At 72.3% G+C, this 23,175-nt stretch carries 21 protein-coding genes; 9 read left to right on the top strand and 12 right to left on the bottom strand.

Annotated features, from left to right (window positions below):
- The first annotated feature begins 7 nt into the window (after nucleotides 1-7).
- On the top strand, nucleotides 8-1,753 hold the full coding sequence (locus ACWGPE_RS16375) for a glycoside hydrolase family 35 protein (protein WP_452049093.1): 1,746 nt from the start codon (nucleotides 8-10) through the stop codon (nucleotides 1,751-1,753).
- A gap of 41 nt (nucleotides 1,754-1,794) precedes the next feature.
- Here ACWGPE_RS16375 and ACWGPE_RS16370 read toward each other — a convergent pair whose 3' ends face one another.
- Nucleotides 1,795-2,826 carry a LacI family DNA-binding transcriptional regulator gene (locus tag ACWGPE_RS16370; protein WP_452049092.1) on the bottom strand — a complete coding sequence of 344 codons (1,032 nt, stop codon included), beginning with the start codon at nucleotides 2,824-2,826 and terminating at the stop codon, nucleotides 1,795-1,797.
- Nucleotides 2,827-2,873: 47 nt separating this feature from the next.
- Between ACWGPE_RS16370 and ACWGPE_RS16365 the strand changes: the two genes are divergently transcribed.
- Nucleotides 2,874-5,138, top strand: coding sequence for an alpha-galactosidase (locus ACWGPE_RS16365; RefSeq protein WP_452049091.1), 2,265 nt, complete (start codon nucleotides 2,874-2,876; stop codon nucleotides 5,136-5,138).
- Complete coding sequence (locus tag ACWGPE_RS16360; RefSeq protein WP_452049090.1) at nucleotides 5,135-5,983, top strand: EamA family transporter; 849 nt, start codon at nucleotides 5,135-5,137, stop codon at nucleotides 5,981-5,983. Before ACWGPE_RS16365 ends, ACWGPE_RS16360 begins: the two co-directional genes overlap by 4 nt.
- Nucleotides 5,984-6,023: 40 nt before the next feature.
- Here ACWGPE_RS16360 and ACWGPE_RS16355 read toward each other — a convergent pair whose 3' ends face one another.
- From ACWGPE_RS16355 to speB, 4 genes are read right to left on the bottom strand one after another with little or no spacing between them, the layout of a single operon-like run.
- Nucleotides 6,024-6,662: a cyclase family protein gene (locus ACWGPE_RS16355; protein ID WP_231431869.1), complete on the bottom strand. Its 639-nt coding sequence runs from the start codon at nucleotides 6,660-6,662 to the stop codon at nucleotides 6,024-6,026.
- Nucleotides 6,655-8,058: a purine-cytosine permease family protein gene (locus ACWGPE_RS16350; protein ID WP_452049089.1), complete on the bottom strand. Its 1,404-nt coding sequence runs from the start codon at nucleotides 8,056-8,058 to the stop codon at nucleotides 6,655-6,657. Before ACWGPE_RS16350 ends, ACWGPE_RS16355 begins: the two co-directional genes overlap by 8 nt.
- Before the next feature lie 38 nt (nucleotides 8,059-8,096).
- Nucleotides 8,097-8,519: a YybH family protein gene (locus tag ACWGPE_RS16345; protein ID WP_231431871.1), complete on the bottom strand. Its 423-nt coding sequence runs from the start codon at nucleotides 8,517-8,519 to the stop codon at nucleotides 8,097-8,099.
- Nucleotides 8,520-8,559: 40 nt separating this feature from the next.
- Nucleotides 8,560-9,555: an agmatinase gene (speB, locus tag ACWGPE_RS16340; protein ID WP_231431872.1), complete on the bottom strand. Its 996-nt coding sequence runs from the start codon at nucleotides 9,553-9,555 to the stop codon at nucleotides 8,560-8,562.
- 100 nt (nucleotides 9,556-9,655) lie between these two features.
- Here speB and ACWGPE_RS16335 point away from each other — a divergent pair, with 100 nt between their 5' ends.
- On the top strand, nucleotides 9,656-10,240 hold the full coding sequence (locus ACWGPE_RS16335; RefSeq protein ID WP_452049088.1) for a helix-turn-helix domain-containing protein: 585 nt from the start codon (nucleotides 9,656-9,658) through the stop codon (nucleotides 10,238-10,240).
- On the opposite strand, the gene ACWGPE_RS16330 is transcribed toward ACWGPE_RS16335, so the two are convergent.
- The 3 genes from ACWGPE_RS16330 to ACWGPE_RS16320 form a co-directional block, all read right to left on the bottom strand.
- Entirely contained in the window at nucleotides 10,241-12,493 is a 2,253-nt protein-coding gene (locus ACWGPE_RS16330; protein ID WP_452049087.1) for a hypothetical protein, read from the bottom strand.
- A 185-nt stretch (nucleotides 12,494-12,678) separates the two neighbouring features.
- Nucleotides 12,679-13,890, bottom strand: a complete 1,212-nt coding sequence (locus tag ACWGPE_RS16325) for a serine hydrolase domain-containing protein (protein ID WP_275506407.1) — start codon at nucleotides 13,888-13,890, stop codon at nucleotides 12,679-12,681.
- A gap of 8 nt (nucleotides 13,891-13,898) precedes the next feature.
- Complete coding sequence (locus tag ACWGPE_RS16320; protein WP_452049086.1) at nucleotides 13,899-15,419, bottom strand: purine-cytosine permease family protein; 1,521 nt, start codon at nucleotides 15,417-15,419, stop codon at nucleotides 13,899-13,901.
- Nucleotides 15,420-15,534: 115 nt separating this feature from the next.
- Between ACWGPE_RS16320 and ACWGPE_RS16315 the strand changes: the two genes are divergently transcribed.
- On the top strand, nucleotides 15,535-16,173 hold the full coding sequence (locus tag ACWGPE_RS16315) for a TetR/AcrR family transcriptional regulator (protein WP_275506405.1): 639 nt from the start codon (nucleotides 15,535-15,537) through the stop codon (nucleotides 16,171-16,173).
- Between the two features lie 28 nt (nucleotides 16,174-16,201).
- Here ACWGPE_RS16315 and ACWGPE_RS16310 read toward each other — a convergent pair whose 3' ends face one another.
- Nucleotides 16,202-16,582, bottom strand: a complete 381-nt coding sequence (locus ACWGPE_RS16310; protein ID WP_452049085.1) for a PLDc N-terminal domain-containing protein — start codon at nucleotides 16,580-16,582, stop codon at nucleotides 16,202-16,204.
- 67 nt (nucleotides 16,583-16,649) lie between these two features.
- On the bottom strand, nucleotides 16,650-17,240 hold the full coding sequence (locus ACWGPE_RS16305) for a helix-turn-helix domain-containing protein (RefSeq protein WP_275506403.1): 591 nt from the start codon (nucleotides 17,238-17,240) through the stop codon (nucleotides 16,650-16,652).
- 65 nt (nucleotides 17,241-17,305) lie between these two features.
- Here ACWGPE_RS16305 and ACWGPE_RS16300 point away from each other — a divergent pair, with 65 nt between their 5' ends.
- Together ACWGPE_RS16300 and ACWGPE_RS16295 are read left to right on the top strand one after the other, a co-directional pair.
- On the top strand, nucleotides 17,306-18,289 hold the full coding sequence (locus tag ACWGPE_RS16300; protein ID WP_452049084.1) for an NAD(P)/FAD-dependent oxidoreductase: 984 nt from the start codon (nucleotides 17,306-17,308) through the stop codon (nucleotides 18,287-18,289).
- A 76-nt stretch (nucleotides 18,290-18,365) separates the two neighbouring features.
- Complete coding sequence (locus ACWGPE_RS16295) at nucleotides 18,366-19,070, top strand: endonuclease/exonuclease/phosphatase family protein (RefSeq protein ID WP_376930336.1); 705 nt, start codon at nucleotides 18,366-18,368, stop codon at nucleotides 19,068-19,070.
- A 50-nt stretch (nucleotides 19,071-19,120) separates the two neighbouring features.
- Here ACWGPE_RS16295 and ACWGPE_RS16290 read toward each other — a convergent pair whose 3' ends face one another.
- Complete coding sequence (locus ACWGPE_RS16290; protein WP_275506401.1) at nucleotides 19,121-19,714, bottom strand: hypothetical protein; 594 nt, start codon at nucleotides 19,712-19,714, stop codon at nucleotides 19,121-19,123.
- Nucleotides 19,715-19,879: 165 nt separating this feature from the next.
- On the opposite strand from ACWGPE_RS16290, the gene ACWGPE_RS16285 reads away from it, so the two are divergent.
- The gene (locus ACWGPE_RS16285) at nucleotides 19,880-20,287 is read left to right on the top strand and encodes a hypothetical protein (protein WP_452049083.1); all 408 of its coding nucleotides are present in this window, start codon (nucleotides 19,880-19,882) and stop codon (nucleotides 20,285-20,287) included.
- A gap of 56 nt (nucleotides 20,288-20,343) precedes the next feature.
- Entirely contained in the window at nucleotides 20,344-21,540 is a 1,197-nt protein-coding gene (locus ACWGPE_RS16280; protein ID WP_231431884.1) for an FAD-dependent oxidoreductase, read from the top strand.
- A 21-nt stretch (nucleotides 21,541-21,561) separates the two neighbouring features.
- On the opposite strand, the gene ACWGPE_RS16275 is transcribed toward ACWGPE_RS16280, so the two are convergent.
- A partial coding sequence (locus tag ACWGPE_RS16275; protein ID WP_452049082.1) for an APC family permease occupies nucleotides 21,562-23,175 on the bottom strand: 1,614 nt, incomplete at its 5' end.

Genomic DNA, 23,175 nt, shown 5'->3' with positions numbered 1-23,175 from the left:
AGCCCCGATGCCTTCCTTCACGATCGGCGAGACCGACTTCCTGCTCGACGGAGCACCGTTCCAGGTGATCTCCGGCGCGATGCACTACTTCCGCGTGCACCCCGACCAGTGGGCCGACCGGATTCGGAAGGCTCGGATGATGGGCCTCAACACCATCGAGACCTACGTGCCGTGGAACGAGCACTCCCCCGAGCGGGGCGCCTTCCGAACCTCCGGCGGCCTCGACCTCGCACGCTTCCTCGACCTCGTGCACGAGGCCGGCATGTTCGCGATCGTGCGCCCCGGCCCGTACATCTGCGCCGAGTGGCACGACGGCGGCCTGCCGGGATGGCTGACCGCCGACCCGTCCGTGACGCTGCGATCGAGCGATCCCGCGTACCTCGACGCCGTCGGCGAGTACCTCGACGCGGTCTACGACGTCGTCCGCACCCGCCAGGTGCACGAGGGCGGCCCGGTCGTGCTCGTGCAGATCGAGAACGAGTACGGGGCCTACGGCGACGACGCCGACTACCTGCGGGCGCTCGTCGAGCGCACCCGCGATGCGGGCATCGGCGTTCCGCTCACGACCGTCGACCAGCCCCTCGACGGCATGCTCGCCCGTGGCGGCCTCGACGAGCTGCACCGCACGGGTTCGTTCGGCTCGCGCGCGTCAGAGCGCCTCGCGACGCTGCGACGCCATCAGCCCACCGGCCCGCTCATGTGCTCCGAGTTCTGGTGCGGCTGGTTCGACAGCTGGGGCGAGCCGCACCACACCACGCCCGCCGCCGACTCGGCCGCGGAGCTCGACACCATGCTCGCCGCGGGCGCCTCGGTCAACATCTACATGTTCCACGGCGGCACCAACTTCGGGTTCACCTCCGGGGCGAACGACAAGGGCATCTACCGACCCATCGCGACCTCCTACGACTACGACGCCCCGCTCGCCGAAGACGGCACCCCGACCGAGAAGTACTGGCGCTTCCGCGAGGTCATCGCGAAGTACGCGCCTGTTCCCGACGAGGCTCCCGCCGAGCGCGCCGACGCGCCGGTCATCGACATCGCGCTCGACCGCCGGGCGGCGGTCGGCGACACGGACCTCGTCTGCGACGCGACCTACGAGGGCCTGCCGGATGCCTCCGCCTTCGGCGCTCCCCGCGGCTTCTCGCACTACGCCGTCGACGTCGATCACGGCGGTCTCCTCGCGTTCTCGGAGGTGCGCGACCGCGCCCACGTCTTCCTCGACGGCGCCCGGGTCGGAACGATCGACCGCGAGCACGGCGAGCGGGTCATCGCGGTGCCGCGCGCCGGGCGGCTCTCGCTGCTCGTCGAGCATCTCGGCGGGGTCAACTACGGCCCGCGCCTCGGCGAGGCGAAGGGGCTCATCGGGCCGGCGACGCTCGACGGGCGGCTGCTCGAGGGCTGGCGTGCCGGCGGACTGGATCTCGGCATCGATCGGGTGCGCTCGGCGATCGCCGCCGCCGACCACCGCTCGTCCGCCCCCGTCGTCGGTCCGGCGTTCGCGGCGGGCACCTTCCACCTCGACGCGCCGAGCGACCTGCACCTCGATACGCGGGCCTGGGGCGCCGGGGTGGCCTGGGTGAACGGCTTCAACCTCGGACGGCACTGGAGCCGCGGACCGCAGCGCACCCTCTACGTGCCCGCGCCGCTCGTGCGGGCGGGCGAGAACGAGCTCATCGTGCTCGAACTGTCGGGCCTCGTCTCGGCGACGGCGCGGTTCACCGACCGGCCCGACCTCGGACCGACCGAGGTCTGATGAACTCCAGCGGCCCACTGCCGGCACGAGGCATCCGCCCGCTATGCGGTGGCGCGGGCGGGCCCGGTGCTGTCGCGCACGACGAGCCGGGTGGGGATCAGGATCTTCTGCCGCTCGACGGCCCCGCCGTCGATGAGCGCGAGCAGCGACTCGGTCGCCTTGCGGCCGACGTCGTCGAAGTTCTGGTGCACGGTCGTGAGCGCGGGCCAGAAGGCGAGCGCCTCGTCGCTGTCGTCGAACCCGACGACGCTCACGTCGTCGGGCACGCGCAGCCCCGCCTCGTGCAGGGCGTGCAGCACGCCGAGCGCCATCTGGTCGTTGCCTGCGAAGATCGCGGTCGGCACCTCGCCCGACTCGATGAGCGCGCGGCCGTGTGCGAGCCCGGAGGCGGCCGACCAGTCGCCGACGAGCACCTCGGGCACCGGCAGTGCGGCCTTCTCGAGCACACGACGATAGGCGTCGGCGCGGCGGGTCGCCGAGTACGAGTTCTGCGGGCCGGAGACGTGCACGATGCGGCGATGGCCGAGGCCGAGCAGATGGTCGAGGGCGAGCCTCGCGCCCTGCTCCTGGTCGGTGTCGACGATCGTGTACGGCAGTTCGGCGTCGGAGTCGACGATCACGACCGGGAGCCCGGCGGTGATCGTCCACTCGTCGAGCGGACCGACCTCCGCCGACATGACGAGGATGATGCCGTCGACCGCCTGCTCCTCGAGCCGGCCGAACGCGCCCGCGACGTCGAGCTGGGTGGGGTCGGCGATCGAGAGCAGGGTCGTCGTGTAACCGGCCGACTCGGAGGCGACCGTCACGGCGTCGAGCGTGCGCTCGTTGCCGAGCGTGGCCAGGTTGAAGGTCACGAAGCCGATGCTGCGGAAGCGGCCCGACTTGAGATTGCGAGCTGCGCTGTTCGGACGGTAGCCGAGCTCGCGCATCGAGGCCAGCACACGATCGCGCGTCGACGGCCGTACGTTGTTCTGCCCGTTCGCCACCCGCGAGACGGTCTGCGCGGACACGCCGGCGTGCGCCGCGACGTCGTTGATCGAGGCTCGGGCGGAAGAATTCGGACCTTGCTTCATGGCAACGTAAACACTATCCACAACCGCCCAGCGAGAGGAACCCTCCCATGACCGTCGTCTCAGATTTCGGCCTCCTCCTGCGCTCGGGCGGCGTCGCGCTCGCGCTGGACGTGCGCGGGGGCGGACTGCCCACGGTGGTGCATTGGGGGCCCGACCTCGGCGATCTCGACGCCGTCGGGTTCGGCGCCCTCGCCGACGCCGGAATCGCCTCGGTCGCGGCGAGCGAGGTCGACGAGCCGGTGCAGCTCTCGCTGCTTCCCGAGCACAGCCGCGGCTGGCTCGGGCAGCCCGGCATCAGCGGCTCGCGCGACGGCTCGGCCTGGTCGCCTCGCTTCACCACGACCGGTGCCCGGCTCGACGGGAGGCGGCTCGACGTGCTCGCGGACACGGGGATCGCGTCGCCCGCCGAGGCTCGCGCCTCGGGACGAACCCTCGTGAGCTGCGGCGCGGGTCGGGTCGTCTTCGAGGCTTCCGACCGGGTGACCGGGCTCGGCCTCGAGCTCACCGTCGAACTCACCGAGTCGGGCGTCGTGCGATGCCGGGCCGTGCTCGAGAACCTCGAGCCGACGCCCTACCGGCTCGACGAGCTGCTGCTCTGCCTGCCCGTTCCGCCGTTCGCCGCCGAGACGCTCGACTTCGCGGGCCGCTGGGGCCGCGAGCGCGCAGCGCAGCGGCAGCAGGTCGGCGTCGGCCTGCACCGTCGCGAGGGACGCCACGGCCGAACCGGCCTCGATGCGGCGACCCTCCTCTTCGCCGGCGAGCCGGGGTTCGGCTTCGCGAGCGGCGAGGTCTGGGGCGTGCACACCGCGTGGTCGGGCAACCACGTGCACCAGCTCGAACGCGACCTCGGCGGCCGTCAACTGCTCGGCGGCGGCGAACTGCTGCTGCCGGGCGAGATCGTGCTCGAGCCCGGCGACCGCTATACGAGCCCGTGGGTGTACGGCGTGCACGGCAACGGGCTCGACGAAGCCGCGCGCCGCGTGCACCGGCTGCTGCGCGCCCGCAAGCAGCACCCGAGATCGCCGCGGCCGGTGACGCTCAACACCTGGGAGGCGGTCTACTTCGACCACGACTTCGACGTGCTCGCCGAGCTCGCCGAGCTCGCCGCCTCGGTCGGCGTCGAGCGGTTCGTGCTCGACGACGGCTGGTTCGGCGGCCGCCGCAACGACCGCGCGGGCCTCGGCGACTGGACCGTGTCGAGCGAGGTCTGGCCCGACGGGCTGCATCCGCTCGTCGACCGGGTGCGCGGACTCGGCATGCAGTTCGGCCTCTGGGTCGAGCCCGAGATGGTGAACCCGGATTCCGAGCTCGCGCGGAGCCATCCCGAGTGGATCATGTCGGCCCGCGACGGATGGCCCGTCGAGTCGCGCCACCAGCAGGTGCTCGACCTCGCACACCCCGGCTGCTACGCGCACATCCGCGATGCGCTCGTGGCGCTGCTCGACGAGTACGACATCTCGTACCTGAAGTGGGACCACAATCGAGACCTCGTCGACGCCGGCTCGGGACCCGGCCGCCGACCCGGCGTGCACCGGCAGACGGCCGCGTTCTACCGGCTCGTCGACGAGTTGAAGGCGCGGTACCCGCACCTCGAGATCGAGTCGTGCTCGTCGGGGGGCGGCCGGGTCGACCTCGGCGCACTCGAGCGCACCGACCGGGTCTGGGTCTCCGACAACAACGATCCGCTCGACCGCGGCGACATCAACCGCTGGACGACCCAGCTCGTGCCGCCCGAGCTCATGGGCACCCACATCGCCTCGGCCCGCTCGCACACGACCGGACGCACGCACTCGCTCTCGTACCGGGCGATCACGGCGCTGTTCGGCCACCTCGGCATCGAGACCGACCTGCGACGTGCCGACGATGCCGAGCTCGCCGAGCTCGCCGACTGGGTCGCGCTGCACCGCCGCCACCGGGAGCTGTTGCACGACGGCGACCTCGTGCGCCTCGACCACCCCGACACGTCGCTCTCGCTCGAGGGGGTCGTGGCCCACGACCGCTCGCGCGCGCTGTACGCCTACTCGTCCCGGGCGCGCTCGCCGCTGGCGGGCGCGGGCCGGATCCGGTTGCCCGGGCTCGCGCCGCACCGCGACTACCGTGTCGAGCCCGTGCGCCTCGGTGAGCAGCCCGATGCCGGCGACCGCCCAGCCTGGTGGGACTCCGGCCGGCTCGTGCTCACCGGCGCGGCCCTCGGTTCGGCCGGGGTCGCGATGCCGGCGCTGCACCCCGAACAGGCCGTCCTGCTCGAGGTGACCGCCGTCGACGCCGAGGTCTTCGCCGACCTCCCCGGGGGCGACCAGGGCACCTCGTGAGCCCGATCGTGCTCGCCGCGGTGCTCAGCGCCGCGGTGCTCCACGGCACATGGAACGCGATCGCCAAGGCCATCCCCGCGCGCCTGGTCGCCTCGGCGCTCATCGGTGCCGTCTACCTCGTCGCGGGGGCCGTCGGATGCCTCGTGCTGCCGCCGATCGCGGCGGCGAGCGTGCCGTACCTCATCGCGTCGGCGATCGCGCAGACGCTCTACCTGGTGCTGCTGACGGCCGCGTACGCGCGCAGCGAGTTCGGTCGCGCGTACCCGCTGACCCGCGGGCTGTCGGTACTCGGAATCACGCTCGCCTCGACGACGCTCCTGGGCGAGCGGCTCACCCCCGTGCAGCTGCTCGGCATCGCGGTCGTCGCGCTCTCGCTGCTCTCGCTGTCGTGGACGCGCGGGGGCGCACCGGGCGACCGGGTCGGCACGCTGCTCATGATCGCGGTCGGCGCGACCGTGACCGTCTACTCGGTGCTCGACGGCATCGGCGTCCGCGCCTCGGGGCAGCCGCTGGGCTACGCCGCGTGGCTCTTCCTGCTGCAGGGCGCGGCGATCCCGCTCGTGTGCCTCGCCCTCGCCCCCGATCGCCGGGCGTTCGTGCTGGGGTTGCGCACGCACGCGATGCTCGGGGTGATCGGCGGGGTGATCTCGCTCGCCGCGTACACGATCGTCGTCTGGGCCCAGTCGGTGGCCCCGCTGGCGGTCGTCTCGGCGCTGCGCGAGACGGGCGTGATCGCCGCGAGTGCGATCGGCTACGTCGTGTTCCGCGAACGGCTCCGGCCGTGGCGCCTCGTCGCGAGTCTGTGCGCCGTCGCCGGCATCGTGGCGATCCGCGCGGGCGGCTGACCGCCCGTCCCGACCGGCGGTCACCCGAACCCCGCCGCGGTCAGTCGAACGCGACCGCCCTGACCGGCGCCCCGTCGAGGTCGACGCGCAGCGGGAAGAACCCGATGCGCACGCGCTCGGCGAGCCCCTCGAGCCCGGTGAGGTTCTCGACGATGAGCCGATCGCTGCCGAGCACGGCCTCGTGCACCGGGAACGCGGTGCCGCCGTCGACCGTCGGGTCGGGGCTCAGGGTGTCGACCGCGAGCACGTGCATGCCCCGGCGAACGAGCTCGGCCGCGGCGGCCGGGTCCATCGCCGGATGCTCGAGCGCGGTGTCGGTGTCGAACAGCCGCGCCCAGCCGGTGTCGACGACGACGATCGGCGGCACTCGATCGGGCAGCGGGGCGCCGAGCGCCGCCTCGAGGTCGGCGAGGCCGTAGTGCGAGCGCGGCGCGAGGCCGCCGAGGTGCACGACGATCGCGTCGCCGACGAGCTCGTCGAGGCCGATCGCCCCGGTGGTGCGACCGCCCGCGACCGTGTGCGACGGTGCGTCGAGATGCGTTCCGGTGTGCGAGCCGAGGTGCAGCCGGGCGACGTCGACCCCGTCGGCGGCGAGCTCGAGCGCCGGTTCGATGCGCACGTCGGGGTCGCCGGGGTAGACCCGCATGCCCCCGACGACGGGCCGGCTGAGCTCACGCATGCGCCGAGGCATCCGCGTCGTCGTTCGCCTCGACCTCGGCGAGGTGCACGCTCGGTTCGCGCACGTTGCGCGCCCGCTCGGGCAGCATCGCGACGAGGTAGAGCACGAACGTGATGACGAACGCGGGGATCGTCGCGCCGACCGGGCTCGGCCACACGTAGACCATGAGGTACGACGCGACGGCGCCGATCGCCCACGCCGCGACGGCGATCCAGTTGACGCCGGCGAGATACCAGTACCGGCCGCCGCGGTGCTCGAGCAGGTCGCGGCCGTACGACGACCGCTTGATCAGGTAGTAGTCGACGATCATGATCGCGAACACCGGCACGAAGAACGCGCCGATCACGGTCAGGAAGGTCGTGAACTGGTCGAGCAGCGCGAGCCACGTCGAGCCGACGATCGAGATCACGCCCACGACGAGCGCGGTCGGCAGGAAGCGCAGCCTCGCACGCCCGGCGCTCGCGTTCACGATCGAGGTGGTCATGCCGTAGACGACCATCGAGTTCGTCGCCATGACCGAGACGAAGATGACGATCGCGATCGGGGCGCCGAACGCCGCGACGAGCACGCCCGGGTCGAAGGGGGCCGCCTCGCCGCCCGAGAGGATCACGTAGCCGATCGCCGTCGCGCCGAGCGTCATCGCGATGACCGTCGACAGCGTGTAGCCGATGCCCGAGCCGAGGATGCCGGCGCGGCTCGACACCGCGAGCCGGTTGAAGTCGGCCGAGAGCACCGTCCACGACACGGCGGTCGCGATCACGATGTCGAGCACGATCGCGGGGGTGTACCCGATCGCCTCGTCGACGGGGATCGCCTGGTACGCGCTCGGCGCGAAGCCCGTGAACGCGACGACGAAGATCCACGCGATGATCGCGAGCATGAGCACGGCGAGCCACGGCTCGACGCGCGCGATGCCCTCGTGGCCGAAGATCGCGAGGATGACGACGATGGCCTGGCAGACCACCGAGAAGAGGATGGGGCTCGAGAACCCGGTGAGGCTCTCGACCAGGTAGTTCACGGTGACGCCCGCGAGCATCGCCTGCACCCAGCTCCAGCCCATGAGGATGATGACGTTGGCCGCCATCGGCAGGTAGCCGCCGCGGGTGCCGAACGCGCCTCGGGTGAGCGCCATCGTCGGCAGGCCCGTGCGGGTGCCGATGTTGCCGACGAGCGTCAGCACGACGGCGCCGCCGAGCGTGCCGAGTACGATCATCGTGATCGCGACGCCGTAGTCGACGGCGGGGATGAACAGGGTGCCGGTGAGCAGGGTGGTGACGACGAGGTTCGCCGCCAGCCAGATCATGCCGATGCGGGGCGTCGACAACGTGCCGCGGACCGGCCCGGAGTTGTCGGCCTGCTCGGCGAGGCGGCGGTCGAGACGGGTGTAGAGCGACATTGCTGCTTCTCCTCGGGGGTGGAGGTCGGAGTGGGTCGTCAGTCGGCGGATGCCTCGGCGCCGGCGCCGGGCAGGGGCGAGAGGTGCTCGTGCACGGCGAGGAGCGCGTCGCCGTCGACGCGGAAGACGATGGTCTCCCGTTCGCGGTACGCGTCCTCGCCGTCACCGGTGTCGACCCGCGTCGCGACGTCGTGCGAGAACACGGCGCCGCCGGGGTGGGTCTGCACGAGCCGGTTGGCCGACTCGCACGCGAGCACGTGCCAGCCGCCCGCCGTCCACTCGGCCCAGAGGGCCTCGTAGGCGGCGCGGTCGTCGAGTCGGGCGGGCTCGGTGTGGAACATGAAGCTCGCGTCGGGGGCGAAGCCCGCGAAGTAGCGGGGGCCGTCGGTTGCGGCGAACGCGTCGACGATCGCGTCGGCGGCGGCGAGCACCTCGTCGCGGCTCGGTTCACGGGTGGTCATGTCGATCTCCTTCGATCGTGGAGTGGGCGGCGAGGGAAGGTCAGGCGCGAGGCGCCATCGCGCTGATGAGCTCGTAGGCGACATGGGATGCCGCGACGGCGGTGAGCTGGGCGTGGTCGTAGGCCGGGGCGACCTCGACGACGTCGGCGCCGACGATGCGCTTGTCGGCGAGCGCGCGGATGATGCGGAGCAGTTCGCGGCTCGTGAGCCCGCCGGCCTCGGGGGTGCCGGTGCCGGGGGCGTGCGCGGGATCGAGCACGTCGATGTCGATCGAGATGTAGAGCGGCTTGTCGCCGATGCGGGTGCGGATGCGCTCGATCGCGGCCTCGACGCCCCGCTCCTCGATGTCCTCGCTCGTGACGATCGCGAAGCCGAGGCGGGCGTCGTCCGTGAGGTCCTCGACGCCGTAGAGCGGGCCGCGCGTGCCGACGTGCATGCTCGCGGTGAGGTCGATGAGCCCCTCCTCCGAGGCGCGGCGGAACGGCGTGCCGTGCGTGATCGGCGCGCCGAAGTACGTGTCCCACGTGTCGAGGTGGGCGTCGAAGTGCAGCACCGCGACCGGGCCGTGCTTCGCCGTGACGGCGCGCAGCAGCGGCAGGGCGATCGTGTGGTCGCCGCCGATGACGACGAGTCGGTCGGCCTGCCCGTCGAGCGCCTTCGCGCCGGCCTCGACGTCGGCGACGGCCTCGTCGATGTCGAACGGGTTCACGGCGATGTCGCCGGCGTCGGCGACCTGCTGCACGGCGAAGGGCAGCACCCCCTGGGCGGGGTTGAACGGGCGCAGCAGGCGCGAGGCCTCGCGCACGTGCGACGGGCCGAAGCGCGCGCCCGGACGGTAGCTCACGCCGCTGTCGAACGGCACGCCCACGACCGCGATGTCCGCGTGCGGCACCTCGTCGAGTCGCGGCAGGCGGGCGAACGTGGCGATGCCCGCGAAGCGGGGCACGCGGCTCGCGTCGACGGGTCCGACGGGGGTCGGCCGGACAGCGCCCGATGCGGCGGCGCCGGAGGTGTTCTCGGTGTCATCGAGTTGCATATCAGTAAACCTTTGATATCCTTGAGGAAACTTGCGGCCATGCTACGTCGCCCGTGCCGGGCTGTCAACGCCGCGGCCGTCGACTGCGAAGGGGGCACCGATGCCACGACCCGTCCCGCCCGGTCCGAGCGGCTCCCCGCTCGCCATCGGCGCGCGAATCCGCAACGCCCGCACCGCCCAGGGCATGACGCTCGCCCAGGTCGCCGAGGCGAGCGGACTCACGAAGGGGTTCCTCAGCCGGCTCGAGCGCGACGAGACCTCGCCGAGCGTCGCCACGCTCGTACAGCTCTGCCAGGTGCTCTCGCTCACGATCGGCTCGCTCTTCGCCGAGCCCGAGATCCAGCACATCGCGCTCGACGGCGCACCGCGCGTGAACTTCGGCGGCACTGGGGTCGTCGAGCGGCTCGTCTCGCCGCGCGGCGAGTCGCGCGTGCAGGCGATCCGGTCGTCGATGGCTCCCGGCGCATCCGGCGGCGCAGAGCTCTACACGATCTCGAGCGACGTCGAGGTGCTGCACGTGATCTCGGGGTCGGTGACGGCGCGCTTCGTCGACCGCGTCGTCGAGCTCGCCGAGGGCGACGCCCTCACCTTCCCGGGTCGCGAGCCCCACTCGTGGGAGGCCGGCGACGGCGGCGCCGAGGTCGCCTGGATCATCGTGCCGGCGCCGTGGAGCGGCGCGGCCTGATCACGCCGCAGGCTCGTCCTCCGCGCGCAGCGACAGCCCGCGCGGGCCCTGCAACTGCTCGATCATGCGGTCGACGTAGAGCGCGACGGCGGCCGCCTCGTCATCGTCCGGCCGCCAGAACATCGCCCGGGCGACGTCGTCGATGAGCGCTTCCGGCACCTCCGCGTACTCGGCCAGCAGCGTCGACACCGTGTGCCGACCGTCGTCGAGCAGCGCGCGTGCAGCGCGCCGGCGCGCCCATCGCTCGCGCTCCGCGTCGCGGCCGTCGAACCGGTCGGGAATCAGGTCGCACTCCGTCACGAGCGCGGCCCGGAGGATGCGCGCGGCGTCGGCGAGCGCCTCGACCTCGTTCGCATCGAGGTCCGACCGCTGCACGACCCTCGTCTGCGTCGCGGGGACGACGAGGTCCTCGGGTGAACGCACCCCCGCCCGTTCGAGCTGGAGCCTGACCCTGCGGAACCGTTCGATCTGCCAGGCGTCCTCCATCTCGAGGAGCACCGCGTCGCGCATCCGGACACGGCGCGGCCGCTCCGACCGCCGAGGGTCGACGAGCGGGGCGAGCTCTGGATCGGCGAGCGCGAGGTCGCGGTACTCGTCGACCCAGCAGACGCCGCCGAGCCGCCGGACGAGGTCGTCGAACTCGGCCCCGTCGCCCGATTCCTCGTCGACGATGCAACGGCTCTGGTAGCACGCGACGGAGTACTTCACCTCGATCGCATCCGACTCCATCGCGGCTCGCTTCCACTCCGTCGCGAGGCGGATCCGCTCGCGCGAGACCTCGTCGTCCGCTGCCTCACCCAGGCGCCGGCATTCCTCGGAGAGGAGCAGCAGGCCGAGCGCAGCGCGCTGCTCCATGCGTTCGAGCGACGTGCGCTGGTCGGCGTACTGGGCCCTCCGCCGCCGCTTCTCCTCCTCCTGCTTCAGCTCGCCGAGGGCGGCCACGAGTTCGCCCGCGACGCTCGTCGCCCGACGGAGCCGGTCCCGACGCTCGGTCGCCTCGTTCAGCACGTCGTCGTCCGAGACGAGCCAATTGCGCATCGTCATGAGGTAGTAGCTCTGCAGCCGCAGCATGAGCATCGGCGGCTCGTCGAACTGCCGGCGGCGCCTCCGGGCCCCGGCAGCGGCCTCGGCGGCCTCGCGAGCCGGGTCTGCGTCGACGGGCGGTGTCGTGCCGTGCCAGGGCTTGCGCTGTGCGCCCGCGAGTCCGAGGTGCCGCCCCGTCTGCTCGGCGGCGACCTCGATCATGGGTTCGAGCCGGTCGATGAGTTCGCGCAGTCGTCGCGCGTCGGTCACCCCCGCGTACCGCTCGTAGACGTCCTCGAATTCGACCAGGATGCTTCGGGGATCGGCGTCCCTCGCCCGCGCGATGTACCGCTCTCGGAGTTCGGCATCGTCGGTGCGGCGCGCGACGCCGATGAGCCCGAGTCCGAGCCAGTTCTCGGTGTTGTAGAAGCCGACGATGTCGGGGTACTCGTGCGCGACCTTCACGGCGGCGAACGCCGCGGCGAGCGTGAGCAGCTCACCGGGATGCTCGCCGTGGGCCGGCGGGGCGGGCAACCGGAGGGAGGCGTCCTCGACGACTCGGCCGTTGCGGCGCAGCCGCGCGACGCCCGAGTCCGCGTTGAACACCGTCACCTCGAGTCGCCACGGGGTGAGGTTGAGCAGCATCGCCATCGCGCCGCCGACGAGCGCGACCGCCCAGTTGTCGGTGCGGTCGGCGATCGCGACGAGTTCGTTGAGGTCGGATCCGTCTGGCCGCTCGATGCGACCCTTCGGGTTGTCGGCGTTGAGCTCGCGCATGCGCACCGTCACCTCGGTGGCCCACGCGTCGTTCGTCGCGCCGCCCGTGCCGGTCACCGTGATCTTGAGCCAGGGTGTGGTCGCCATGCCGAAGGCGAGCACGACGACGCCGGCGGCGCCCAGGAGTCCGACCGTGACCCACGCGAGCGGGGTCAGCGGCGCGATGGCACTCGTCATCGCACCGACCGCGACGAATGCGGCGGCGGCGAGGGCGGTGATGAGGCCTCCGAGCACCTTCGCCGTCATGCTCCGGTGCCGCGTCGTCGGCCGCCTCGTCCAGAACCTCAGCGCCGAGAGCAGTCGCGCAGCCACGACCGCGACGAGCCAGACCGCGACCCAGACGACGCCGAAGTCGATGAGCGGCCCGATGAAGCCGGCCTGGAAGAGTCCCCAGTCCGACGCGTCGTCCGCCTCGGCGGCGACGGACGCGATCATTGCGAGGGTGCCGTCCACGTCTCCTCCCGATGGTGCGTGCCGCGATGCGGCTGGGCTGAACCACCGAAATGATAGAAGCTCGGGTTTCGCCGCGTCCTCCGGGCTGCCACCGAATCACGCGAGCCCGGGCATCCGCCCTCGTGGGCGTGACGAACGCGTGGCGGATGCCTCGGCGCAGCGTGCGCGCCGAGGCATCCCGCCCGTCAGATCGTGTCGAGCGCCTCGCTCACGTCGACGAGCAACGTGCCCTGCAGGGCGTTCCACTCTGCGGTGTCGGGGTCGGGCCAGGTCGAGAACTTCACGATCACCGAGTCGGTCGCGGGGTCGAGCCAGAGGTTCTGCCCGTGGATGCCGATGCCGCTCACGTTGCCGCGATCGTTGCCCATGCACCACCACTGCGCCGTGTACGAGCCGCCGGGGAACGCACTCGTGAAGCCCTCGTACGTCATCGCCTCCCGATCGCCCCCGGCGAGGATGCCTCGGGCCCACGCCTCGGAGACGACCCGGCCGCCGGGCGCGACGCCGCCGTCGAGCACGGCGCGGCCCACCCGGGCGAGGTCGCGCGCCGTGCACGAGACGCCGCCGTTCGCGAAGCCGAAGCCCGACCGGTCGACGGTGATGGTCGCGTCTCGGTCGGCGCCGAGCTTCGACCAGACCAGCTCGGAGACGACGTCGTGGTAGCGGGCGCCGGTGACCCGCTCGACGATCCAGGCGAGCACGTCGGTGTTCGCCGAGCAGTACTGGAACTCCCCCACCGCTCCGCTGCCGCGGAGCGTCGTCAGGAACGCGTACGTGTCGACGGGGTCGCTCGGTCGGCGCACCCGCCAGCCCGCCGAGCGGTCGTGGGTCTGCACCTCTGCCGCCGGGTCGACGTAGTTCTCGTCGTAGTCGATCGCGACCTGCATGTCGAGCACGTGGCGCACGGTCGGCCCGTCGTAGACCGAGCCGGCCAACTCGGGCACGTAGTCGGTGACGCGGCGCGCCGGGTCGATGCGACCCGCGTCGACGAGCGCGCCGACGGTGAGGCCGCAGATCGACTTCGAGACGCTCATCAGCAGGTGCCGCTGGTCGGGCGCGAAGCCGGGCTTGTAGTACTCGGCGACCACCTCGTCGCCGCGCAGCACGAGGAACGCGTCGGTGAACGTGGCCTCGAGCCGGCGTTCGAGGTCGGGCAGCGCGTCGCCGAACGCCTCGAGCCGCACGGTCGCGGCGCCGGCGCGGTCGCTCGGCGGGGTGCGGGAGATCGTCGCCGTCGGCACGAGCTCGCCGAGGTCGCCGAACGCCCAGCGGTTGCCCGGCGCCTCCTGCCAGGTGTCGAGCGTCGGCACCCCGGCCGGCGCGCCCGGGTAGCGCGGCGGGTGCGGGCCGGTCGCGGCGGGGTCGTGCGGATCGATCGGAAGGGTCGCGTCGCTCATGTCCGCCATCATGCCGCGGGCTCGGTCGAGGGGTCGGCGGGGCTCGGGGCCCGCGCGGGCTGTGCGGCCTCCGCGACCTGTGCGGCCCGAGCGGTCGGCACCTCCTCGAACCGACCGAGGCCGGTCTTCGAGAGGCCGAGATAGACGAGCGCGGAGACGATCATGCCCACGGGCACCGACAGGTCGACCCAGCCCATCGCCTCCGAGACCGGCCCCGTCCAGACGTCGGTCGAGAGGCAGGCCGCGGTCGCGATGCCGCCCACGACCACCGACGTCATGCCGGGGATGCTCCAGCCGGCGGTGTACCAGTACCTGCCGCCGCGCTCCTCGTCGAAGAGGTCGGTCGCGTCGTAGCGGTTGCGGCGCAGCACGATGTCGGTCGCGAAGATCGCCATCGCCGGGCCCGAGACGATCACGAGGAACTGCAGCATGAGGTTGACGGCGTCGAGCAGGTTCGTCGACATGACGAGGTAGAGGGTGAGCGCGGTGCCGATGACGCCGATGACGATCGCCGACGGGATGCGGCGGATCGGCACCCCGACCGACTGCAGCGCCATGCTCGAGGTGTACGTCGTCATGCCGTTGAGGGCGATCGTGTTGACGATGACCGCGAGCACGAGCAGCGGGCCGAGCCAGGTCGGAAGCAGCCCGAGGATGGCCGATTCGATGCCCGCCTCGAGCTGGGGACCGGTGAGCCCGGTCACGATGAGCGCGCCGACGACGGTGAAGAAGATTCCGGGCAGTGCACCGCCGAGCGCGGTCGCCGCGATGATGTGCGAGGGTTTCGTCTCGCGCGGCAGGTAGCGGGCGATGTCGGGGCTGTTGATGTACGAGAGCGGCGTCGAGGCGAGGATCGTGAAGCCGATCGTGATGGCCGACCAGAGGGGCACTCCGGTGAGCGCCTCGGGCGCCTGGTAGCCCCAGTCGACGGTCGGCAGTGCGAACGCGGTCACCGCGAGGAAGATCACGAGCAGGCCGATCGAGATCGCGGTGTAGCTCTTGATGATGAGCCCGTGGCCGTAGACCGCGACGAGCACCGTGATCGCCGAGACGACGAGGGTGACGGCGACGGGGCCGAGCACGGGGTCGGCGAAGCCCCACTGCGCGAGCAGGTCGGCACCCATGAACGACGAGGCGAGCCAGTTCAGCGCGAGGAAGACGGCCGAGACGAGCCATCCGGTGAAGGCGATGATGACCTTGTTGCCGATGATGCCGTAGAGGGCGCGGCTGATGACCGAGCCCGACGTGCCCGCCGCGGGACCCGCGATCGCGATGAGGCCCGGGAAGACCCAGAGCAGGTTGGCCGCGACGATGACGGCGACGGCCTGCCAGATCTCGAGGCCGAGCAGGATCATGGTCGCGCCGATCGTGAAGTTCAGGATGCTCACGTTGGGGGCCGCCCAGACCCCGAAGAGGTCACGGGCACGACCGTGCCGCTCGGACGGGCTGACGACCTCGATGCCGCGGGTCTCGGGCTGGGTCGGCGCGTCGACGAAGTCCTGCGACGCTGCGGGAGTCTGGGATGACACGGGGGATCCTCTCGGCAGGGCCTGGGTCGCGTCGTCAGGGCCCTGCCGGTGGCGACGCTGCTATTGGTCGCTTGACCAATGGGCTATTGGTCGCTTATCCAATAACATGATCGACATGATGTCAAGCGCGCCGGCGACCCGCGCCCGCAAGCCGCCGGCGGAGCGTCGCGCGGAGATCGTCGCGACCGCCGCGGCGATCGCGCTCGACGACGGACTCGAGGGCATCACGCTGCGCGCGGTCGCAGATCGGCTCGGCGTTCGGCCCGGGCTCATCAGCCACTACTTCCCCGTCGCGGAGGACCTCGTCATCGCCGCGTTCGTGCACGCCGTCTCCGACGAGCGCGAGACGCTCGTGCCCGAAGGCGGCGAGCCGCTCGAACGCATGGCCCGTCTCGTCGCCCGGGTCGAGAGCCCCGAGGCCCGCCCGATCTCGCGGCTGTGGCTGAACGCGCGCCATCTCAGCCGTTTCAGCCCCGCACTCGACGAGGCGCTCGAGGAGCAGGAGGCGCTCGACCGCGCCCGGCTCACCGAGCTCGTCGATGCCGGCATCGCCTCCGGGGTGTTCGCGCCCGACGACGCGTTCGCCGCGTGCGTGCGCATCTTCGTCGCGATCGACGGCTTCGGCGCCTACGCGAACAACACCGGCGCGTTCGACTCCGACGCCTACTGGCGCTTCGTCACCGACGCGACCGAATGGGCGCTCGGCCTCGAGCGCGGGCGCCTGCGCGCCGAGGTGGCCGCGCTCGGGAGCTGAGGCATCGGCCGTCGCTACTCGGCCGTCGCTACCCGCCCGGCGCGGCGCCGCCGTCGAGCTCGCGCCGACGGCGCTCGAGCTCGGCGCGCTTCTCGTAGAACTCGATCTCTCGGTCGAGGTCGGCGAGCTGCTCCTCGGTGCTGCGGGTGTCGCGCGGCACCGCCGGCGGTGCGACGTACGGCTCGGGGCTGCGCCCGGCCGGGGTGAAGCCCCCGAGGCCGGCACCGCGGGGCGCGTACTCGCGCCCGAGCACGAACCAGAGGATCGTGCCGATGAGCGGCAGCAGCACCACGAGCAGGATCCAGCCGAACTTCGGCAGGTGCTTCACCTGCGACTCGTCGCGCATGATGAGGTCGACGAGCGCGTAGACCATGCCCGCGACGACGACGACGGAGAAGATCAACGGCATGGCCGCCAGCCTAGGGCGACGAGGCCGGGCGGGTCGAGCACGGCGCGATCACGGCCGGGACCGCCGGTCACGGCGCCTCACGGAGGTGCACGCGCTCGCCCTGGGCGCTCAGCAGGTTGAGGATCTCGGCCGGTTCGAGCGACGCACTCGCGGTGCCGTGCGGCACGCGCGTGTCGAACTCGGCGGCCTCACCCGGCTCGAGCACGAGCTCTTCGTCGCCGAGCGCGAGCCGCACGCGACCACTCAGCACGTACACCCAGTCGTACCCCTCGTGCGCCCGCCGCTCGACGGGCGCCTCGGGCGGGTGCCCGGGCAGCACCATCTTGAACGCGTGCACGTCGGGGTTGCTGCGGGTGAGCGGGATGATCGCCTTGCCGTCGCGGTAGAACGGCTTGGGGTGCACCCTCGGGTCGGCGATCTGCGGTGCGCCGACGAGGTCGTCGAGGCTCGCCCGGTACACCGCGGCGAGGCGGATGAGCAGGTCGAGGGTCGGCCGGCGGCCACCCGACTCGAGCCGCGACAGGGTGCTCGCCGAGATGCCGGTCTCCTCAGCGAGCTCGGCGAGGGTGAACCCGCGGCGGGTGCGAAGCGCTCGCAGTCGTGGTGCGACGCCCTCGAGCATGCGGTCGAGGTGCAGGTGCTCGGCGTCGTCTGACATGGTGTCCCTTTGCTGTTTCGGCAAACTTGCTTGCCATTCCATCATGTGCGGCCGACGATCGGAAGATGCAGCAGACCTCGTGGGACGTCATCATCGTCGGCGGCGGCAGCGCCGGACTCAGCGCCGCGCTCATGCTGGGCCGCTCCCGCCGCCGGGTGCTCGTGCTCGACGAAGGCAGCCCGCGCAACCGCTTCGCCGGTCACATGCACGGCGTGCTGGGTCGCGACCACACCTCGCCGCTCGACCTGCTCGCCGACGGACGCGCCGAACTCGAACGATACGAGGGCGTGACCGTGCGCGGCGGGATCGCCGTCGACGCGCGCGCCCTCGACGACGCAGTGGAGCCCGGCCCCACTGCGGAGTCGAACGGCCGCGGGCCGCGCGTCGCGCTCGAGCTCGCCGACGGCGAGCGCCTGCACGCCCGGCGACTGCTCGTCGCGAGCGGGTTGCGCGACGCGCTGCCGCCCGTGCCCGGTCTCGGCGAGCAGTGGGGCCGCGGCGCGTTCATCTGCCCGTACTGCGACGGGTGGGAGGTGCGCGACCGGCGCATCGCCGTGCTCGCCGCGAGCGCCGCGCAGGTGCACCAGGCCCAGCTCATGCGGCAGCTCTCGGTCGATGTGACGTTCTTCGCGCACGGTGCCGAGCTGACCGCCGAGGCGCGCGCCGGCCTCATCGCACGCGGCATCTCGGTGGAGGATCGCGCGGTCGCGGCCGTCGTCGCCGACGACGGAGGCCGCCTTCGAGGCATCCGGCTCGTTGACGGCACGGAACTCGCGACCGACGCGATCTTCGCCGGGCCCGTGCCCGAGCCGAACGACCCCGTGCTCCGGCGCCTCGGCGCCGATCGTGCGCCGCACCCGATGGGCGGCGAGTTCGTCGTGGTCGACGCGATGGGCCGCACGAGCGTGCCGGGCGTCTGGGCCGCGGGCAACGTGACCGATCCCCGTTCCTCGGTGCCGTTCGCGATGGCGGCCGGCAGCATGGCGGGAGCGGCGATCAACGCCGACCTCGTCGAGGAGGAGGTGCGCGCGGCCCTGGCGGCGAGCTGACCGCTCGCGTCCGGCGAGGATGACGTGACGAGACATCCACGGCCGGCGTTCACCTTCGAACGCCTAGGCTGAGGGGATGCTGGTCATCAGCTACAACCTGCGCAAGCACCGCGCCATCTCCGAGCTGGCGGCGCTCGATGGGCGGTACTCCCCCGACGTGCTCTGCCTGCAGGAATGCGACACCACCGACCTCGCCGAGGCCGTCGGCCGGCTCCGGCTCGCGCACTCCACGACGGGCAACCGGCTCGGCCTTGCGATGTACTACCGCGCCGATCGCTTCGAGCCCCGCGACATCCGCGCCTTCGCCCTCAAGAAGTCGTTGCACGACCGCATCCTCCGCCCGGCCCACGAGCGCCTGCTCGGCGCACGCCTCACCGACCGCGAGCACGGGCGCGACATCGTCGTCGCATCGTTCCACGCGGCACCCCTCACGGCGCTCAACTCGCTGCGACGGCACCAGATCAATGCAGCGCTCGGCTCGCTGCAGCTCATGGGCCCGCACCTGCCGACGCTGATGGTGGGCGACTACAACTACCCGGTCTTCAAGGACAACCTGGCCGAGAAGGTGCGCGACGCGGGTTACGAGCTCACGCTGAGCGACAGCCGCACGTACACGCGGTACAAGTACTTCCGCGGGCACTTCGACTTCGCGACGTCGGCCGATTTCGAGATCCGCCGGGTCGAGACGCTGCCGCGCGGGTCGAGCGACCACCTGCCGATCCTCGTCGACGCGCAGTACGTGGGCCTGCTCGCCGACGACGCGGTCGACGTCGTCATCTGATCGTCCGCGGCTCCGCACCCTGCGAGCGGGCGCCGCGACCGGACGGCCGATCACGCGGCGAGCGCGACCCCCACGCAGGTGAGGCCGAGGAACAGGTCGAGCCCCATGCACCAGAGCGCGAGCGAGCGACCGACGACGACGTTGCGGCGGTAGTGCACGGCGTCCCAGCCGGCGTGCGCGGCGAGCGCGAGGCCGGCGATCGCGAGCCCGGCCCGCGGGTCGAGCGCGAGGGCGACGACCGCGACGCCGAAATAGGCGAGCATCGCCACCGCCTGCGGAGCGGTCACCCGCGGACGGCGGATGACACCGACGACCGCCAGCACCAGGCCCGCCGCCGCGATCACGAGCCACCTCGGCACGTCGAGCAGCTCGGCGCCGAACACGAGCACGGTGCCGAGCACGACGACGAGCCAGGCGACCCAGCGCACGCCGGTGACGGCCGCGGCGAGGTAGCAGAGCGTCGCGATGCCGAGGGCGGTCATCGGCACGGTCGTGCCGAGCGCCTCTGGATAGCCGCTGAAGAGCAGGCCGACGCCGCTCGCGACGCCGATGACGAGCACGACGACGATGAGCCAGGCGGGCTGTCTCGTCGTCGCCTGCTGTGTGCGATCGGCCGTGGCCGCCGTTGATTCGAGCCGGTTCATCGGGATGCCTCCTCGCTGATGCGTATCATCGGATATCTATACCCCCTGTGGGTATATCACATCGGTGTGCGGGCCGCCACCCCTCGAGGGACGCCCGGATCGCAGCCCCCGCACCCCCTCGATGTGGGGCCGCGCTCGACGTTCGGGCTCCCTACACTGGCGCGCATGACCGACTCGACGAGGCCCGAGCTCCCTGCCGAGGCCGCACTGCGCACGGCCTGGCTCGTCGTCGCGATCCTGGTCGGCCCGACCCTCATCGTGGCGGTCCTCGCCGACGGCCTCGGCAGCTTCGGCTCCGAGAACTCGAATCCGTGGGCAGGTCCGCTCACGGTGGCCTGCTGCATCGTGAGCATCGTGTGCGGGCTCGCGGCATTCGCGTTCGAAGCCCCCTGGTGGTCGGCGCTGCTCATCGCGAGCCCGGGCTTCACGTGGCTCGCGACGAGCTTGACGCAGGACATCGTCTGGTCGATCGCCATGGTGCTCAGCCCGCTCGCCGCGCTCGGCGGCGCCGTCAGCGGGTTCATCATCTCAGTGGCGACGGCGGCCGGCGACGAGGGCTCCGCCGACGAGTGACCGGCCGAGTCGACGGGAGGCTCGAGGCACCCCGCTCACCGGCGAAGATGGAGGGCATGCAGATCATCGTCATCGGCGCGGGCGCCTGGGGGCTTCCGGCCGCGGCCGAGCTCGCCGGGCGCGGCCACCACGTCACCCTCGTCGACCGCTACGGGCCGGGCAACGCCCTCTCCTCTTCGCACGGACCGACCCGCATCTGGCGGCTCGCCGACCCCGACCCGGCGAAGATCGCGATGACCCGGCAGAGCCTCGAGGCGATGGAGCGGCTCTCGTCGATCGCCGGAGAGCCGGTGTTCCTGCGGCGCGGGCTCGTGTGGCGCGACGAGGCGGCCGCCCTCGACGGCTTCGAGTGGGCGCTCGCGATGGAGGGGATCCCGCACCTGCGCCTCGGCGCCGATCGTGTCGGCTCCCGCTTCCCGGGGCTCGTGCCCGACGGGCGCGGCGCGATCTACACCTCCGAGGCGGGCCCCGTGCTCGCCGAGGTCTCGCTGCGCGCGCAACTGCGGCGCTTCGAGCAGGCGGGCGGCGAGCTGCGCATCGCCCACGTCGTCGACGTCGAGGCGGATGCCTCGGGTGACGGCCCCCGCCGCGTGCACCTGGCCGGCGGTGAGGTGCTCGAGGCCGACGCCCTCGTGATCGCGGCCGGCCCCGGGGCATCCGCCCTGCTCGACCGCCTGGGGCTCGCGGTGCCGCTGCGTCCGCACCTCGAGCAGGTCGTGCACGTCGCAGACCCGGCGCAGGCGTTCGACGACCTGCCCGACCTCATCGACATCGCTGCGGGCGAGCGGCCGACGCTCTACGCGATGGCGACGCCGGGGGTCGGCTACAAGCTCGGCCTCGACGCACCGCTGCGCGAGGCCCGGTGGGGCGTCGACGACGACCGCACGCCCGACGATGCCCGCACCGCGACGCTGCTCGACTACGCGCGCACGGCGCTCGGCATGACGGGGGCCGCCGTCGTCGACGCGAAGGTGTGCAGCTGGACCGACTCCCCCGACGGCCGCTTCGTGATCGGCACTCCGCTGCCCGGCGTGACCGTCGCCTGCGGCGACTCGGGCGAGGGCTTCAAGTTCTCGGCACTCATGGGGCTCGTGCTCGCCGACCTCGCCGAGGGTGAGACGCCGCCGGTCGACCTCGCGCCGTTCCGGTTCGACCGGTTCGCCGGCGCCGACCCCGCCGCCGCTGCGGCGGCCGCGGGCGCGCTCGACTCGCCCACCGCCCTCGGCGGCGCGCCCGAGGCATCCGCCGGCTGACCCGGCCGCCCCCGTGACGCGCTACGCGGACCCGGCGCCCTCGGTCGTCGGCTCGGTCTCGACCGATGTCGGCGCTCGCCCCGGCCGGAGCGCACCGATCGCGGCCGCGACGACGAGCGTCGCCATGAGCACCCAGTTGATCCAGTCGGTGCGGCCCGTGAGGAGGTCGAGGTTCGTGAGCATCAGGTACAGGCCGGCCGCGAGGCCGACCACGCCGAGCACGGGCGCGACGACGACCCGGAACACGCCGTGCCCACGGCGGTCGCGGCTGAAGAACCGCACGACGCTGACCATGCAGAGCAGCTGCAGCGCGACGATGCCGATGATGCCGACGCCGTTCGTCCAGAGCAGCAGGTGCAGGTACGGGTCGCCGCGCAGCCCGAGCGTGATCGCGATGAGCACGACCGACGCGATCGTCGTCACGAGGCTCGCGAGCACCGGCGAGTGGAATCGGGCGTGGGTGCGCGCGAGCTTCGCGGGCAGCACGCCGTCGCGGCCGAGCGCGAAGAGGTAGCGGGAGGTCGCGTTGTGGAACGCGATCGTCGCCGCGAGGATGCTCGTGACGATGAGGAGCCCCATCACCGTCGACGCCCACGCGCCGAGGTACGACTCGGCGAGCATGAAGTAGAGGCCCTGGAACGCATCGGACAGCGAGAACTCGGTGAGGCCGTCGATGCCGAGCGCGGCGACGGCGACCCACGCGATGAAGCCGTAGAACAGGGCGAGGAACCCGACCGCGATGTACGTCGCCCTGGGCACCGTGCGCTCGGGGTCGCGCGCCTCCTCGGCATAGATCGCGGTGCCCTCGAAGCCGATGAACGCGCCGAGCGCGAGCACGAACATGCCGCCCGAGGCGAGGTTGAACACGTTGCCCGGCGCGAACGGCTCGACGGTGAAGTTCGCCGTGCCCTCGGTGGCGAGCACGGCGATCGCGAGCACGACGAGGATGAGCACCTCGAGGGTCATGAGCACGGCGAGCACGCGGGCGCCGACGTCGATCTGCCGGTAGCCGAGGAAGGCCACGATCGCGACACCCGCGAGCGCGTAGACCGACCAGTGCACGTCGACGCCGAGCATGCCGTTGAACGTCTCGGCGGCGTAGAAGCCGAGGAACCCGTAGAAGCCCCCGCAGATGAGTGCGTACGACAGCAGCGCGACGAGCGCCGCGGCGCCGCCTGCGCGCCGACCGAGGCCGCGCCCGATGAAGGCGTAGAACGCTCCGGCGTTGCGCACGTGGCGGGCGAAGGCCGTGAACCCGGCCGCGCACAGGATGTATACGATGCCGCTGAACACGTAGGCGCCCGGGGCGCCGATGCCGCCGAGCCGGAACGCGAGCGGGGCCGCGCCGGCCATGACGGCGAGCGGGGCGGCCGCGGCGACCACGAAGAAGAAGATGTCGAAGGTGCCGAGCTTGCCGCGGGCGAGCGACGGGAGGCGGGAGATCGCGTGCGCCGCGACGCCCGTGAGGAGCGCGCCCGCCTCGTCGGTGCGGAAGCGCCGCGTCCACGCGGGGCTCCCCTGCTCGAGCACCGCCGCGCCGAACCGGGCCGTCACACCTGCGCCGCTCGGCGTGAGCACGCGTCCCGGCACCGAGCGCTTGTCCCCGAGGGCGACCGCGACGACGTCGCGCCACCC

Source organism: Agromyces sp. NPDC055658, assembly GCF_053618155.1.
Note: the sequence above shows the minus strand (reverse complement) of the source record. Positions and strands in the feature narration are given on the sequence as shown.